The sequence below is a fragment of the Vibrio sp. Vb1166 genome, from assembly GCF_033338695.1.
GTDB classification, from domain to species: domain Bacteria; phylum Pseudomonadota; class Gammaproteobacteria; order Enterobacterales; family Vibrionaceae; genus Vibrio; species Vibrio alginolyticus.
Window position 1 is genome coordinate 1 of sequence record NZ_JAWOTE010000022.1, and the last position, 16,139, is coordinate 16,139.

Genomic DNA, 16,139 nt, shown 5'->3' on the forward strand with positions numbered 1-16,139 from the left:
CTCAATGAATACTGAACATTACATAAGTAATGTTTGAATTGACTGTGCTGAATCTTTCGATTCAATGGTCACTTCGTATCATTGAAACCTAATTTGAAGCCGAAGCTTCTAATTGGATTATCATCAACGAGTGCCCACACAGATTGATAGGTCTATATTTTTAAAGAGCACACTTCGAAGTTCTCTTCAAAGTGGACGGCTATTTTAGCTAGATAACTTATCGTGTCAAACACTTTTTTAAGTTATTTATCTGCGAGTTAATTTTAACTCACTAACCGTAGTTGTTTAGGTTCCACTTCACTTGCTTTCCCGTGACAACGGAGGCGCATTATAGGGAGTTCATTAAAGAACACAAGTGCATTTTTTAAAAAAACTCACCTTTTTAGTTTATTCGTATAGAAAACAGACAAAAGACTCTAAAAAACTATAGAAAAGGAGCCAAACGGCCCCTTTAGTGTGATTTTTATCTCAATTTTACTGTATCCATACAATTATTGATGAGCACAAATTTGGTCATTAGTAACAATTAGCTGCACTGTCTTGTCTGGAACGATTTCACCAGACAGAATTGATTTGGCTAACGGGTTCTCGACATTCTGCTGAATTGCACGTTTTAAAGGACGCGCACCATACACAGGATCGAAACCAACTTGAGCGATCAAATCGAGCGCTTTGTCGGAAACTTCTAGTTGATAGCCTTTCTCCTCTAGTCGTTTCGCCAAACGTTCCAATTGAATAGAAGCAATGGACTTAATGTGTTCTTGACCAAGTGGATGGAACACCACGATTTCGTCAACACGGTTCAAGAACTCTGGGCGGAAGTGTTTGCTAACCACATCCATCACTTCACTCTTGATACCTTGATAGTCTAATGTTGCGAAATTCTCTTGGATACGAGATGAACCCAAGTTAGATGTCATGATCACAACCGTATTACGGAAGTCAACAGTACGACCTTGACCATCCGTTAAACGCCCATCATCGAGAACTTGCAGCAGAATGTTAAATACATCCGGATGCGCTTTCTCTACTTCGTCTAACAAAATTACCGAATACGGCTTGCGACGAACCGCTTCCGTTAAGTAACCACCCTCTTCATATCCGACATAGCCTGGAGGCGCACCCACCAATCTTGCCACTGAGTGTTTCTCCATGAACTCAGACATATCGATACGGACCATCGCATCTTCGCTGTCGAACATAAAGCTCGCAAGTGTCTTACAAAGCTCTGTTTTACCCACACCAGTTGGACCTAAGAATAAGAAGGAGCCAATTGGTCGGTTTGGATCAGAAAGCCCAGCTCGACTACGACGAATGGCATTCGATACAACAGAGACCGCTTCGCTTTGCCCTACCACACGATTATGCAGCACGTCTTCCATACGAAGTAGTTTCTCTTTTTCCGCTTCTAGCATCTTGGATACCGGAATGCCGGTTTGCTTAGAAAGTACTTCTGCAATCTCGTTGTCGGTTACTTTATTACGCAATAGCGTCATTTCCTGCATTTCAGCTTGGGTTGCAAGATCTAACTGCTTCTCAAGTTCAGGAATACGACCATATTGAAGCTCCGACATACGGTTTAGATCGCCAGCACGGCGAGCAAACTCCATGTCCATACGAGCTTGTTCAAGCTCAGACTTAATATGTTGAGTGCCAGAAAGAGCTGCTTTTTCTGTATTCCAAACCTCTTCTAGCTCAGCATACTCTCGCTCTTTTTCATTGAGTTCTTCATTAAGCGCTTTCAAACGCTTTTCACTCGCTTCATCGTGCTCGTTACTTAGTGCTTGTTGCTCAATTTTGAGTTGGATAATTTTACGCTCAAGCTTATCCAAGGACTCTGGCTTAGAGTCAATTTGTAAACGAATGCTTGAAGCCGCTTCGTCGATTAAGTCGATCGCTTTATCCGGCAACTGACGGTCGGAGACATAGCGATGTGACAAGCTCGCCGCAGCAACAATCGCTGGGTCAGTAATTTCGACGTGATGATGAAGCTCATAACGCTCCTTCAAGCCACGTAAAATCGCCACGGTATCCTCAACGGTCGGCTCATCCACCAGCACTTTTTGGAAACGACGTTCTAATGCTGCATCTTTTTCGATGTACTGACGATATTCATCCAATGTTGTTGCGCCAACACAGTGCAGCTCACCACGAGCTAATGCCGGTTTTAGCATGTTGCCCGCATCCATTGAGCCTTCACCTTTACCAGCACCGACCATAGTGTGTAGTTCATCAATGAAGAGGATGACGTTGCCTTCTTCTTTAGCAAGTTCATTCAATACTGATTTTAAACGCTCTTCAAATTCACCACGGTACTTAGCACCAGCAACCAGTGCGCCCATGTCTAATGACAGCACACGGCGACCACGCAGACCTTCAGGTACTTCGTTGTTAACTATGCGCTGCGCTAAGCCTTCAACAATTGCTGTCTTACCTACGCCTGGTTCACCGATAATCACAGGGTTGTTTTTAGTACGACGCTGCAATACCTGGATAGTACGACGGATTTCATCATCACGGCCGATAACCGGATCCAATTTACCTTGCTCTGCACGTTCGGTAAGGTCTATGGTGAACTTTTCCAATGCTTGACGAAGCTCTTCTGCATTCGGATCATTGACCTTTTGACCACCTCTGATCTTTTCGATTGCCTGGCTGACTTTTTGCTCTGTTAAGCCGATCTCTTTGAGCAATTGCCCCAATGGTCCGCGATCTTCTAAAGCGGCAAGCAGGAAGACTTCAGACGAGATATAGGAGTCTTGACGCTTTTGCGCCACTTTGTCACACAGGTTAAACAATGTGCCCATCGAGCTAGAGAGCTGAACATCCCCACCGATGCCACTGACTTTTGGTAATCGATCTAACATTTCACTCAATTTAGAGCGTAAATGCGTTACGTCCACATCCAGCATAGTAAGCAATGGACGAATTGGACTGCCATTTTGATCAAGCAAAGCCACCATGAGGTGAACTGGCTCGATATATTGATGATCGCGCCCTAACGCTAGTGATTGAGCATCAGAGATAGCGATTTGAAACTTACTTGTGAATCGATCAAGACGCATATCTACCTTCCTAACCTCAACTAAAGGAAATTCTTTTGACAGTTAGAAAGATGGATACTCGGGTGGGGAATTTCAAGGGAGTGAATGAATAAAGATAGCTTTGCAAAAATAGTAGTATGCATCTTAGCACTTTGGTGCTTATAGCTAGTCTTCGATCCAAATAAAGGTTGCTTGTCGACCAGTCTTACCATCACGGCGATAAGAGTAAAAAGAGGCTTTATCTTGGTAAGTACAAAGTCCAGAATCAAACACTTGTGTCACACCAGCCCGGTTTAGACGTTGCGTTGCCAGCACCGACATGTCAGCAAACCATTTACCGTCGATATCGCGTGGAGCAAATGCTTGATTCGCCTGTGAATCAAAATCAACAAAAGCTTGCAGAACATCTTCACCCACTTCGAAGGCTTGAGGGCCAATGGCGGGGCCAAGCCACGCTATCACTTCACCAGAAAACAACGCTAACGCATTTTCGACAATGCCATTTGCTAAGCCGCGCCAACCTGCGTGAACTGCGGCTACTTGCGTACCTTGTGTATTAGTCAATAATAAAGGTAAACAATCGGCGGTCATCGCTGAACAAACAACATGGCTTGAAGAAGTAAATACACCATCCGCATCAAGCACCTGTGTTGTTGGTTCATTTGCTTGAGCCACAACGGTTGAATGCGTTTGGTTTAACCAGATTGGCGCATTTGGCATGCTTGCCTGTTGCGCCAACCAAGCTCGGTTCTTCTCTACTAAAGACAAATCATCCCCAACGTGAGTACCTAAATTTAGCCCTTGGTAAGGGCCTGTCGAAAATCCGCCTATGCGTGTTGAGGCGAAAGCTTTGACATTTTTAGGCGCTGGCCAATTCGGAATGATCGTCTTCATATTAGAATTCTTCCGGTAAGCCGTGCTCTTCTGTATCTTGACGAAGCGCTTCAGTCATCACCACCATGTCATCAGGCACTGGAGCATGAAACTCAAGAACTTCGCTCGTAATTGGGTGCTCAAAGCGCAGCATTACTGCGTGCAATGCTTGGCGATCGAAACCCCGGATCATTGCCGTTAGCTCTTCAGACGCACCTGTCGGGATGCGAGCACGTCCACCATATGCAATATCACCGAGCAACGGATGCTGAAGGTAAGACATGTGCACACGAATCTGGTGCGTACGACCCGTTTCTAGACGCAAGCGAATACGCGTGTGTTCGCGGAAGCGTTCAGCAACACGGTAGTGCGTTACGGCTGGTTTGCCCATTGGTGCCACCGCCATAAGCGTGCGCTTAGTAGAGTGACGACCAATAGGTTGATCCACTTTACCGCCCGCAGTCATACGACCAATAGCGATCGCTTCGTACTCACGAGTAATATTACGTTTTTGCAGTGCGCGAACCAGACGAGTTTGTGCAGGAACGGTTTTCGCCACCACCATCAAACCCGTGGTGTCTTTATCCAAACGGTGCACGATACCTGCACGAGGTACTTCTGCAATATCAGGGTAATGATGCAACAACGCATTAAGTACAGTGCCATCAGGCGTACCAGCGCCCGGATGAACCACAAAGTCACGAGGTTTGTTGATAACGATAATATCTTCATCTTCATAGACGATATCTAGCGGGATATCTTGCGCTTCCCAGCGTTCTTCATCTTCTAACTCGGCTTGCAATGTAATTTCCTCGCCACCCATTACTTTGGTACGAGGTTTAGTGACAACTTCACCATCAACTTGAACTTTCCCATCAAGCAGCCACTCTTTTAGGCGCGAGCGAGAGAAGTCCGCGAATAATTCGGCGATAGCTTGGTCTAAACGTTGACCTAACTGGCTATCTTTTACGGTATTTGTTAATACAATCTGCTGAGCCATATCGAACTTTTTTAAAAACTGTGAGACTAATGCTCACGACTGTGAAAAAATAGACTATTACGTCATTGTATCTGTTACTGGAAAGAAAGTAACGGCAGCTTAAGAAATATTTAGATTCAAGGAACAGACTCCTGATATGAAACGTCAGACTTTAACAGGCCTTTTAGCGGTATCCCTTCTGTTTGGATGTGCAAGCAAAGAAGAAATCGTTCCTGATGTGCCGCCTTCGGAACTGTATGCAGACGCACAGATTTCTCTTCAAAGTGGTAATTGGCTTTCTGCAATTGAGAAACTGGAAGCATTAGACTCACGTTACCCATTCGGTGCCTACTCAGAACAGGTGCAGCTTGACCTAATCTATGCGTACTACAAAAACGACGACCTTGCTTTGGGCTTGGCAACCATTTCTCGCTTTATGCGTTTAAACCCAACCCATGAAAAGATGGATTGGGTGCTGTACATGCGAGGTCTAAGCCACATGGCGCAAGATCGTAACTTTATGCATGATTTATTCAGCGTAGATCGAAGCGATCGCGATCCTGAACCGGTAAAAAAAGCGTTTGATGACTTCAAAAAACTGCTTCAACGCTACCCGAATAGCCCATATGCAGAAGATTCACAAAAACGTATGGTCGCGCTGAAAAACCGTCTAGCGAACTATGATTTAGCGACTGCTGACTTCTACCTTCGCCGTGAAGCTTGGGTCGCTGCTATTAATCGTAGCCAAGAGCTACAAAAAGCGTATCCAGACACAGAAGCTGCACGTAAGTCACTGACTATCCAGTTAGAGGCCTACAAGCAACTTGGTTTGGAAGACGCCGTAGCAAGAACTGAAAAGCTTATCGAGCTCAACCCTGTGAAGTAATTGAACTTGCTTTAAACTGAACCGCCACCGTTTTTACCGTGGCGGTTTTTTATTACTCTCAATAGTGTATTCAGCCCTTTCTTGATGATCTTCCTAGCTCCACATATGCTTAAAGTTCTCCTCCCCCCTTTATAAAAAGGATGTGAACGTGACGATATCTAAGCTTTGCGCAGTTATGCTGCTCCTATTGTCTGCTTCCGTTTGCGCACTGCAAATCTCGCCGCTCAAACAGCCTCCTTATACCGGAGACCTCGATGTCATCAAGGAGAAGAATGTACTGCGCGTCTTAGTTTCTGCTGATTTAGGCTTTTACTACATTGAGGGCGGCACACCAAAAGGCATAGGCGCGGAATTGCTGGCGCATTTCGAAAAAGACCTTCGTAAACTCAAACCAAAGCTTAACGTACAAATTATTCCTGTTGCCCGCGACCAGCTACTGCCAGCCTTAGAAAACGGTTCAGGTGACTTAGTTGTCGCCAACCTGACTATTACCGACACGCGCAAACAGAAAGTGGAGTTCAGTTCACCCATCCTCACTGGTATTCAAGAGTGGGTAGTGACAAACAAAAGCACACCAACGATGACGAAAATCGAACAATTGAGCGGCAAAGAGATTTGGGTGCGCGCCAGTTCTAGCTACTTTGAAAGCATTCAGACACTAAATAAGAAACTAAACAAAAAAGGCTTACCGCCTGTTATCGTGCACTTTATTGAAGAAACACTTCAAGATTATGAGCTGGTCGGAATGCTCAACAATGGTTACGTCAAAGCCATTGTTCTCGATAGCCATAAAGCCAAGCTTTGGCTGAAAGTGATGGATGATATTCGGGTTCACAAAAAAATCCCTATCCGCAAAAATGGCAAAATTGCTTGGGCAATGCGAGAAAATAGTCCCAAATTAAAAGCCGTCGTGAATAAGTTCATCCAGAAGTCTCGCTCTGGGACACTACTCGGTAACGTTATTTACGGTAAATACATCGATAATACGGGATGGTTGAACAGAGCTCTTAACCCTAAGAAAATTGCTCAACTAGAAAAACTCGCGGCGCTATTTTCACGCTATGGTGAGAAATACGATATCGACTATTTACTGATCGCTGCAATCGCTTACAAGGAATCAGGATTTAATAACGACCTAGTTGGAAGTCGAGGTGCCGTTGGCATAATGCAAGTCCTACCTAGCACCGCTCAAGATCCGAATATCAATATCAAAAATGTTCGACAATTAGAAAACAACATTCATGCTGGAGTGAAATACTTAGCTTTTTTGCGTAAGCAGTACTTCAGTGACCCTGATATTACTGCACAAAATAAACTCTACTTTACATTGGCGGCTTACAATGCGGGCCCCGGCAATGTAGAGCGTATTCGTAAGCGTGCAGCCCAACAAGGTTACGATCCTAATGTTTGGTTTAATAACGTTGAAGTCGTTATGCGGAAAAGTTTAAGCTCAACGGTTGGGTACGTCACAAGCATTAATCGCTACTACATAATATACAAACAACTAGAAAGCTTGGACCAAGTCAAAAGTCTAGAAAGGGTTTCACTAGCCCCAAAAGACCCCATTTTCATGATACCGCTACGAAAAGTCAGCCAAATGCCAGACAGTAAAAAGCCGCTTGTACAGTAAGCGGCTTTTTAAATGGATTCATTGGAAAGACTCAGTGATCGTCATCACACCTTACGTGTAGTTAAATTTTAACCACCTCAAATATTAGGCCGTAAAACTTCCCTAAAAACGAGGCCGTTTTCAGCTGAGTACTCTATCCAATCTACGGATTTACTAACCGATAACAAGCAATTTCACGATAAATCTCAGAAGTTCTTGAGTGAGATCACATTCATTTTTCATCATAAAAAACCCGAGCAAAATAATGATCTGAATCACATTTTTTTATGCTTAAAGCGGTAATCTGAACTCAACCCATGAGGGATGCAACAGAGGAAAAACACTTATGACAATGAATATCACTGGCAAAAACATCGAAATCACCTCTGCAATCCGAGCTCATATTGAGAGCAAATTTAAAAAACTGGAGAAATGGCAAGTAGACCTAATTGGTTGCCAAGCAACTTTCAGTGAGGAACCAAACAAACAGAAGAAATTCGAAGCGGTTATCAAAGTTCCTAAAGGCCAGCTCATTGCCTCAGCAACTCACGAAGATCTTTACGCAGCTATCAACGAAGTGGAGCAAAAACTAGAACGACAATTGAACAAGCTGACCCACAAACCTGAAGCTCGACGTGCAAGTAAGCCTGAGCTAGTGGAAGAAGAAGAGTAAACTGAACATATTGAGGAAATAGCGCCGAAAGGCGCTATTTTTTTGCTTGACGCTCTCCCCAGCCTTGCTTATTGTGTTTAAACACTCATAAATTAAGCACTATTTATGCATTTAACCTCACTGTTTATTTTTGACTTCTTTTTCCTCCCATAGTTGGAGGGGCGAACTCGTTTGTGAAAGAAAAGTCAAAAACAAACAGAAAGCCTCCCAAATCGGGAGGCTTTTTTATAAGGAAAGAATTGATGACTGACCAACCTATTTCCCTCGAAGAAATTCGTTTACGCTTGAATGAGTTGGATGACCAACTTCTCAGCTTATTGTCTGAGCGCCGTAAACTCAGCATTGAAGTAGCCAAAAGCAAAGTACAAACCTCAAAGCCTGTTCGCGACGCCGTCCGTGAACAGCAATTATTGGTCAAGCTGATTTCTAATGGCCAAGATAAATACGAACTTGACGCGCAGTACATCACCAAACTTTTCCATACCATCATTGAAGACTCAGTTCTGCTTCAACAAAGTTATCTGCAAAATCTCGTTAACCCACAGCAAAGCCGTAAGCCACTTGCTCGCGTCGCTTTTTTAGGAGCCAAAGGCTCTTATTCGCACTTGGCAAGTCGCGAATACTTCAGTCGTAAAAATACGGAGCTTATCGAGCTCAACTGCGAGCACTTTAAAGAAGTGACTCAAACGGTTGAATCTGGCCATGCTGATTATGGCGTTCTGCCAATCGAAAACACCAGCTCAGGCTCTATTAATGAAGTGTATGACTTACTACAACACACGACGCTTTACATCGTTGGAGAGCTAACTCAACCAATCGAACACTGCTTGGTTGCGAAAAAAGACATTCGTCTGGAAGATATTAAAACGCTGTATTCTCACCCTCAGCCACACCAACAGTGCAGTGAGTTTTTAAGCCGTATGAAAGGAGTAAAGCTGGAGTCCTGCGCGAGCACAGCAGATGCAATGCAGAAAGTCCAAGAGATGGATCGTGATGATGTGGCTGCAATTGGTAATGCATCAAGCGGTAAGCTATATGGCTTGCAAGCAATTCAAGGCAACATCGCAAACCAAACCGAAAATCATACTCGCTTTATCGTGGTTGCTCGTAAACCGGTTGAAGTTTCTACTCAGATTCCAGCAAAAACCACATTGATCATGTCGACCTCCCAAGAGGCAGGCTCATTGGTTGAAACACTATTAGTGCTGCAACGTTACGGCATCAATATGGCCAAGCTAGAATCACGCCCAATTATGGGGAACCCGTGGGAAGAGATGTTCTACGTAGACTTGACATCACATCTTGCTTCGACAGAAATGCAACAGGCACTTGAAGAGCTAACAAAAATCACTAAGCACTTGAAAGTTTTAGGCTGTTACCCGAGTGAGAACGTAAAGCCTACGCAAGTGAAATTGAGTTAATAGACACCAGTGAGTAAAAAGATCATGGTAACCCAAAAAGTCGTAATCGCATCGCTAAACCCAGCCAAAATTAATGCAGTTCAAAGTGCATTTCGTAATGCATTTCCGCATCAAGAGTTCAACTTCGTTGGCATCAGTGTACCGAGTGAGGTCGCAGATCAGCCCATGACGAATGAAGAAACTCATCGTGGTGCGCTAAACCGCGTTAAAAACGCAAAAGTAGAGATGCCAAACGCGGATTACTATGTCGGTCTCGAAGCGGGAATTGAAGCAAACGTGACGTTTGCTTGGATGGTGGTTGAGTCAGAGACTCACCGCGGTGAATCTCGTTCTGCAAGCTTAATGTTGCCGCCAAAAGTCTTGGAAAAACTCAAGGATGCGAATGAGTTGGGAGATGTAATGGACGAAGTGTTTGGTACTGATAATATCAAACAGAAAGGTGGCGCTATTAGCCTGCTAACCCAAAACCAGCTAACTCGAAGCTCGGTCTATCACCAAGCCTTGATTCTGGCTTTGATTCCATTCACAAACCCTGAGCACTTTCCTTCAAATTTATAACACTCAGCCTATTCTCTAGATACGCAAAAGGGCGGATATTTCCGCCCTTTGTAATACATTATCTTAGTCACTTGTAACACCAAGGCCTAAAAGCAAATTGGATATACTGTCTACTTAGATACCGCAACTTGTTCTAACAAGACTTTCAACTTGTCTTTTTCTTCATCAGATTTCGACTTTAGTTCGTTAGAGCCTCGAGTAATGGTGGCAATGCCCACACCAAGCATCTGACTGATCTGACGTTGAGATAATTCTCCTTTAAGAAGTTCGTTAATTATATTAACGCGTGATATTAATGACTCTCTCTCATCACGTGACATCAGCATAGTTAACAGCATGTCATCTTGCTGGGTGCCCATACTTGTTCGAATTAGCTCAATAATCTGTTGCCAGTCTTTATACTCGGGTTCGTGCGACATCAAGTTACCTCACTCAATACTTGGTATTGATCTCATGTTGATTCAAGAACGCGCCATCGATACCCAAAAGATCACGATAGTATGTTTCAAACATCAAGATGTTTTGTACATAACCGCGCGTCTCTTTAAATGGAATTGCCTCAATAAAGGCATAAGCATCCACTTTTCCTTGGGTACGCTCTCGCCACGTTTTTACTCTGTTAGGACCTGCATTATAAGCAGCAAGAGCAAAAATACGATTATTATCGTAATCCTCTAATAAACCTTGCAAATAATGGCTACCAATCTCGATATTTTTTCCTACATTGTAGAGATCCTGCGTACCTTGATAACTCAACTTATATTTACGTGCCGTGTACTTCGCCGTCGCAGGCATAATCTGCATAAGACCACGAGCGCCAACTGGAGAGCGGGCTTCAACATCTAACGCACTTTCCTGTCGAGCGAGAGACATCATCGTGATGGGATCAATGTTGTGCTTTTTCGCATAAAAGTTAAACCACCAGCGGTGTGCTATTGGGAACCTAAGTTCGATATTATCCCACATCTGCGCTTGAATACTCGCGGTCACCGTTAGGTTATGCCAACGTTTAAATGATGCATAAGCCGCCAACATCGCCTTTTCATCTTTCCCTACGCGGCGCAGTAAGTGTGCCCATTCACTCTTCGCTGCTGCGATTTTATCCGTCGCGATCAACTCTTCGATACGAGCTAGCGAGTCTTGATAGGGTTGAACAACTTTCTTGTCCAACTTAACCGTATGCGTTGGGTATTTGATTGATTGCCCGATTGCATTGGCGGCAGCCACACTGTAGAAGTTTCGTTGCCCAAGCAGAGTTGCTAAACGCTGTTTCCCCGCGATGTCATCACCTAACGCTATTTCACTTCTTCCAAGCCAATATTGCCAGCGTAGCGTGGCTTGTTCTTCTTTATTTAGAACAGCAATCCACTCTTGTACGCCTTTCCAATCTGCATTTTGAATCGCTAAGCGGATGCGCGTTTCAATCAACGGTAAGTACTGACTGGTTTTCGTTTTATCATCGCGCCATTTAGCTAATGACTCAGACTCCGTACGAGTCAATCGAAATGCAATATAGTCGGCAAGTTCTTGCGCTTTTTCTGGAGAAAACTTCTGTCCTTTAATGACAGCATCGTACGCACCTTGTGCTTGGCTAGTGTTCATACGAGCCAACTTTTCTAACGCATATTCACTTTGCGCTCGATTAAAATCATTCGCAGGTTTTTTCTTCGCGAATTCCGCAACACTTGCAGGATTATCAAACAACGCTTTCATTTCTTTGGCTTGTTGCTTTGCCTGCGCTGATTTAGGCAGTTTGAGCAAGTAACTCATCAAACCGCCATTACGAGCATCAAACGCCAGTAACATACGCTGTAGAATCAGTTCATCGGTACGCTCACCCGCCTTGTCCCATGCTTCAAATAATGGGTCACACTCATCAGCAATGCTGATGCCACGTAACCACATATGTTCAGCTCCTTTAAACGCCGCGACTTTCTTGCCTTGCTTTAATTGAGCGACGTAGAAAATACATTGGTAACGCTCACCACTAGGAATGACTTTTTGAAACTCAGTAATTGTTTTCCAATCTTTTTGCTTATAAAGATGATTGAGGTATGGAGCGCGAACTCGACGAGAAAATGGAAAAGACTCGTGCTCAGAAATAAACTCGTTCACCTGTTGTGGTGACTTTTCCGGTAACTGTCTAATAAAAGTGCGGTAATCCACATAAGGCGTTAGTGGATAGTCAGAAATTTTAGGACGAATCGAAAGGTATCCGTCGATGTCATTTTTATCTAATAAATCTTGAGCTTGCTCATATACTTCGCGCTGCTTTTCCAAACTCAGCGCGGCATTAGCACTCAAACTCATAGCACACAACGCGGCGGCGCAGCATACGTTTTTAGCCAATTCAGATACGTTGAATCTCATTTGTGTCATTTTCCCCAGACATATACTGCCCTAAAGCCTAGTTTTGTTAGAGTTCATGTGATGTTAAGGCAATTTTCACACATGCATCTATTTACACAGAATGCAGATGTCCATGTAAAGCAACTTAGTGTATTAAAAATTGTACTCGTCAAACTTTTAAGACGATGGAGACAAAGCGTTTCTAACTCGCATAGAAAACACTTCGTCATTCTTAACGAATAACAAAAGTGTATACCCTAACCGTGTAAGTTTCCGGTCAGCTCAAAATAAGAAATCCATTCGTTAGGGAAATTCTTGCAATGCGGTAACAAAAACAAAGCACTTGGTATAAAATGATGGGTTTGAATGACAGTTAATTTAGGAACGATCGGCAATGGCTGAATACGTATATACCATGTCGCGGGTGAGCAAAATTGTGCCACCTAAGCGTCAAATTCTTAAAGACATCTCTCTGAGCTTCTTCCCTGGTGCGAAAATCGGTGTTTTAGGTCTGAACGGTGCAGGTAAATCCACACTGCTACGTATCATGGCAGGTATCGACACGGATATCGACGGTGAAGCGCGTCCACAACCTGGTCTAAACGTAGGTTACCTACCTCAGGAACCAGTATTAGACGAATCAAAAACCGTTCGTGAAGTTGTTGAAGAAGCGGTTACTGACGTTGCTGACGCTCTGAAACGTTTGGACGCAGTCTACGCAGCATACGCTGAACCAGATGCAGACTTCGACGCACTTGCAAAAGAGCAAGGCGAGCTAGAAGCCCTTATCCAAGCGAAAGATGGTCATAACCTAGAAAATGCGCTTGAGCGTGCAGCAAACGCACTACGTTTACCTGAATGGGACCAAAAAATTGCGCACCTATCAGGTGGTGAACGCCGCCGTGTGGCTATTTGTCGCTTGCTACTTTCTAAGCCAGACATGCTATTGCTTGATGAACCTACCAACCACCTAGATGCAGAATCAGTTGCTTGGCTAGAGCGCTTCTTAGTGGATTACACAGGTACCGTAGTAGCCATCACCCACGACCGTTACTTCCTAGATAACGCTGCGGGCTGGATCTTAGAACTGGACCGTGGTGAAGGTATCCCATGGGAAGGCAACTACACCTCATGGCTGGAGCAAAAAGACGCTCGTCTACAACAAGAAGCCTCCCAAGAGAGTGCTCGCCAAAAGACTATCGAGAAAGAGCTTGAGTGGGTACGTAAAAACCCTAAAGGTCGTCAAGCGAAGTCAAAAGCACGTATGGCTCGCTTTGAAGAACTGCAAAGCTCTGATCACCAAAAACGTAATGAAACCAATGAACTATTTATCCCACCAGGTGAGCGTCTAGGTGATAAGGTTATTGAAGTGAAGAACCTGACCAAGTCATTTGACGGTCGAGTTCTGATTGATGACCTGTCATTCAGCATCCCTAAAGGTGCAATTGTTGGTATCATCGGTGCTAACGGCGCAGGTAAATCGACGCTATTCAAGATGTTAAGTGGTACTGAACAACCAGACTCGGGCACAATTGAGATGGGCGATACAGTAAAACTGGCATCGGTCGATCAGTTCCGTGACAGCATGGACGATTCTAAAACCGTATTCCAAGAGATCTCTGAAGGTGCTGATATCATTAAGATCAACAACTTCGAAATCCCAGCTCGCGCATACTGTTCACGCTTTAACTTTAAAGGCAGTGACCAACAAAAGATTATTGGTGAACTATCGGGTGGTGAGCGTAACCGTGTCCACCTTGCGAAGCTGCTTAAAGCGGGCGGCAACGTGTTGCTACTCGACGAACCAACCAACGACCTTGACGTTGAAACACTGCGTGCTCTAGAAGAAGCATTACTAGAGTTCCCTGGTTGTGCAATGGTTATCTCGCACGACCGTTGGTTCCTTGACCGTATCGCAACCCACATCATTGACTACCGTGACGAAGGCCAAGTTAACTTCTACGAAGGTAACTACACAGAGTACATGGATTGGTTGAAGAAAACATTGGGTCCTGAAGCCGCAGAACCACACCGTATCAAATACAAGCGTATTGCGAAGTAATCGCAACCCACAAAGTTTGATTGTAATTTGTACAAAGGCCGCTATCATAGCGGCCTTTGTTTCTTTGTTATAAAAAGAGCTCATTAGCCCGTCTCGTTCGTTAAGAACATGACATAGCACTTACGTCACTCTGTAGCGACCTCGACACTTTTCAAACAACAATCGAACATTTTTTGTTCGTATTGATATACTATTCAATTCTGTTTGACGACCTGACGAGAATATTCATATGACAGAGAGACGACGCTTTTCACGTATTCTCCATCAAGCTCCAGCTAAGATAGAACAACGTGACTTGGCAATTGAACCTAGGATTCAAGATCTTTCCTTGCATGGTTTACTCATGAAAGTGGAAGAGACTGAGGCTTTGGATCCAACCCTTCCAGTCCATGTGACTTTTTCATTTGATCAATCCGAACAAGTGATTACGTTAAAAGCGCAAATTGTGAATGTCTCTAAGTGTGAGATTAGGTTGAAGATCGCTAAGATAGACATCGAAAGCATTAGCCAACTAAAACGATTTATAGAATTGAATGTAGGCAATAACGACCTTCTGAATCGAGAGTTAGAGCACCTCTCAGGTTTTTAGGAGAAAAATAAATGAACGCCTATTTAAGTAACAATAACTATGTCTAAAAAAATCATCATGCAGATCCCGACGAAAGACGGCGATCAGCAGTTCTATTTGGGCCGCAGTTCGGTCCTAGCAGTATTTGCTTCAGTATTGGCATTACCCGCCGTCGTTGGTGGCGCGTGGTACCTTAATCAGCAGCAGATGCACAATAAAGACGAACTAACACAAATCATCGCCAAACTGGAAAGTGAAAAGGCCGAAGTGACGGCTCTTTACGAAGAGCAGCTTGATACCAATCATTCACTTTCCCAGTCTTTGACTGACAAAAACAATCAAATTCAGCTATTGGGCAAACGGGTATTCGACGTTGAATCGGTTTTAGGTCTCGCAGACGAAGAGTTGATGATCGATGAGAACAGCATGGGGTTAGAGGAGCGAATTGACGCAGCCGCTATCGATTCTGCTGTTCGCGCGACGATGTTCCGTTTGATACCAAATGACAGTCCAGTCACATACCAACGTATTTCTTCTTCTTACGGCAGTCGTATTAATCCGATTTCAGGTAAGAGGCATGTTCATACTGGTATCGATCTGACTTGTAAAAGAGGAGAAGAGATCCTGGCACCGGCTGACGGTGTGGTGGAAACCGTTCGCCCGAGCAATCGTGGTTATGGTAACTATGTCACCATTCGTCACTCATTTGGCTTTATGAGCTCCTTTGCTCATCTACAACGCTTCAAAGTGAAAAGCGGTCAGTTTGTTAGTAAAGGCGACATCATTGCTCAATGCGGTAACTCTGGCAACTCCACAGGGCCACACTTGCACTATGAAGTACGCTTTCTCGGACGAGCACTCAACCCTCAATACTTAATGGAGTGGACGCCAGAAAACTTCAATGACGTCTTTGAAAAAGAGAAAAAAGTGAAATGGGGACCTTTGGTTCAATTGATTGATAACGTTGTACGCCTACAAGTCAATTTAACCAATTCACCCTATCGCGATACCAGTATCAACACAGTATCAAGTGAAGATACGAGTAATACTGCGACGAACTGATTTGTCCATCAACACGAAAAAGAGCAGCTTACGCTGCTCTTTTTGTTTCGGACTC

Annotated in this window: 13 protein-coding genes and 1 other annotated feature; of the genes, 8 read left to right on the forward strand and 5 right to left on the reverse strand. The window is 44.1% G+C overall.

Going from position 1 to position 16,139, the window contains the following annotated elements; genetic code table 11:
- Positions 1-491: 491 nt before the first annotated feature.
- From clpB to rluD, 3 genes are all read right to left on the reverse strand, one after another.
- Entirely contained in the window at positions 492-3,065 is a 2,574-nt protein-coding gene (gene clpB, locus R7E51_RS18495) for an ATP-dependent chaperone ClpB (RefSeq protein WP_005381873.1), read from the reverse strand.
- A gap of 144 nt (positions 3,066-3,209) precedes the next feature.
- The gene (gene pgeF, locus R7E51_RS18500; protein ID WP_206958069.1) at positions 3,210-3,938 is read right to left on the reverse strand and encodes a peptidoglycan editing factor PgeF; all 729 of its coding nucleotides are present in this window, start codon (positions 3,936-3,938) and stop codon (positions 3,210-3,212) included.
- A gap of 1 nt (position 3,939) precedes the next feature.
- Positions 3,940-4,917: a 23S rRNA pseudouridine(1911/1915/1917) synthase RluD gene (gene rluD, locus R7E51_RS18505; protein ID WP_206958067.1), complete on the reverse strand. Its 978-nt coding sequence runs from the start codon at positions 4,915-4,917 to the stop codon at positions 3,940-3,942.
- A 136-nt stretch (positions 4,918-5,053) separates the two neighbouring features.
- On the opposite strand from rluD, the gene bamD reads away from it, so the two are divergent.
- The 5 genes from bamD (at position 5,054) to yjjX (ending at position 10,043) form a co-directional block, all read left to right on the forward strand.
- A complete protein-coding gene (gene bamD, locus R7E51_RS18510) occupies positions 5,054-5,782 on the forward strand; it encodes an outer membrane protein assembly factor BamD (protein ID WP_005381876.1) in 729 nt (242 codons plus the stop codon).
- A 148-nt stretch (positions 5,783-5,930) separates the two neighbouring features.
- Positions 5,931-7,412 (forward strand): lytic transglycosylase F, encoded by a 1,482-nt coding sequence (locus R7E51_RS18515; protein ID WP_309474001.1) that lies wholly within the window; start codon positions 5,931-5,933, stop codon positions 7,410-7,412.
- A 325-nt stretch (positions 7,413-7,737) separates the two neighbouring features.
- Positions 7,738-8,064, forward strand: coding sequence for a ribosome hibernation-promoting factor, HPF/YfiA family (gene hpf, locus R7E51_RS18520; RefSeq protein ID WP_005381889.1), 327 nt, complete (start codon positions 7,738-7,740; stop codon positions 8,062-8,064).
- Positions 8,065-8,172: 108 nt separating this feature from the next.
- Positions 8,173-8,294 (forward strand) — a sequence feature (Phe leader region).
- A 12-nt stretch (positions 8,295-8,306) separates the two neighbouring features.
- On the forward strand, positions 8,307-9,485 hold the full coding sequence (pheA, locus tag R7E51_RS18525) for a prephenate dehydratase (protein ID WP_047103903.1): 1,179 nt from the start codon (positions 8,307-8,309) through the stop codon (positions 9,483-9,485).
- Positions 9,486-9,509: 24 nt separating this feature from the next.
- The gene (yjjX, locus tag R7E51_RS18530; protein ID WP_171345756.1) at positions 9,510-10,043 is read left to right on the forward strand and encodes an inosine/xanthosine triphosphatase; all 534 of its coding nucleotides are present in this window, start codon (positions 9,510-9,512) and stop codon (positions 10,041-10,043) included.
- 110 nt (positions 10,044-10,153) lie between these two features.
- Here the strand turns inward: yjjX and trpR are convergent, their stop codons facing one another.
- Positions 10,154-10,462 carry a trp operon repressor gene (trpR, locus tag R7E51_RS18535; protein ID WP_005381892.1) on the reverse strand — a complete coding sequence of 103 codons (309 nt, stop codon included), beginning with the start codon at positions 10,460-10,462 and terminating at the stop codon, positions 10,154-10,156.
- 13 nt (positions 10,463-10,475) lie between these two features.
- Positions 10,476-12,422 (reverse strand): murein transglycosylase, encoded by a 1,947-nt coding sequence (sltY, locus tag R7E51_RS18540; RefSeq protein ID WP_439334141.1) that lies wholly within the window; start codon positions 12,420-12,422, stop codon positions 10,476-10,478.
- Positions 12,423-12,786: 364 nt separating this feature from the next.
- Between sltY and ettA the strand changes: the two genes are divergently transcribed.
- From ettA to R7E51_RS18555, 3 genes are all read left to right on the forward strand, one after another.
- A complete protein-coding gene (ettA, locus tag R7E51_RS18545) occupies positions 12,787-14,454 on the forward strand; it encodes an energy-dependent translational throttle protein EttA (protein ID WP_206958063.1) in 1,668 nt (555 codons plus the stop codon).
- Between the two features lie 229 nt (positions 14,455-14,683).
- Entirely contained in the window at positions 14,684-15,043 is a 360-nt protein-coding gene (locus R7E51_RS18550) for a PilZ domain-containing protein (RefSeq protein WP_206958061.1), read from the forward strand.
- Positions 15,044-15,082: 39 nt separating this feature from the next.
- Entirely contained in the window at positions 15,083-16,084 is a 1,002-nt protein-coding gene (locus tag R7E51_RS18555; protein ID WP_005381900.1) for a M23 family metallopeptidase, read from the forward strand.
- The last annotated feature ends 55 nt before the right edge of the window (positions 16,085-16,139 follow it).

Coding starts and splice junctions, on each gene's coding strand:
- pheA (WP_047103903.1), top strand. CDS start 8,307: ATGACTGACCAACCTATTTCCCTCGAAGAAATTCGTTTACGCTTGAAT.
- hpf (WP_005381889.1), top strand. CDS start 7,738: ATGACAATGAATATCACTGGCAAAAACATCGAAATCACCTCTGCAATC.
- trpR (WP_005381892.1), bottom strand. CDS start 10,462: ATGTCGCACGAACCCGAGTATAAAGACTGGCAACAGATTATTGAGCTA.
- R7E51_RS18555 (WP_005381900.1), top strand. CDS start 15,083: ATGTCTAAAAAAATCATCATGCAGATCCCGACGAAAGACGGCGATCAG.
- pgeF (WP_206958069.1), bottom strand. CDS start 3,938: ATGAAGACGATCATTCCGAATTGGCCAGCGCCTAAAAATGTCAAAGCT.
- R7E51_RS18550 (WP_206958061.1), top strand. CDS start 14,684: ATGACAGAGAGACGACGCTTTTCACGTATTCTCCATCAAGCTCCAGCT.
- ettA (WP_206958063.1), top strand. CDS start 12,787: ATGGCTGAATACGTATATACCATGTCGCGGGTGAGCAAAATTGTGCCA.
- yjjX (WP_171345756.1), top strand. CDS start 9,510: ATGGTAACCCAAAAAGTCGTAATCGCATCGCTAAACCCAGCCAAAATT.
- bamD (WP_005381876.1), top strand. CDS start 5,054: ATGAAACGTCAGACTTTAACAGGCCTTTTAGCGGTATCCCTTCTGTTT.
- sltY (WP_439334141.1), bottom strand. CDS start 12,422: ATGACACAAATGAGATTCAACGTATCTGAATTGGCTAAAAACGTATGC.
- clpB (WP_005381873.1), bottom strand. CDS start 3,065: ATGCGTCTTGATCGATTCACAAGTAAGTTTCAAATCGCTATCTCTGAT.
- rluD (WP_206958067.1), bottom strand. CDS start 4,917: ATGGCTCAGCAGATTGTATTAACAAATACCGTAAAAGATAGCCAGTTA.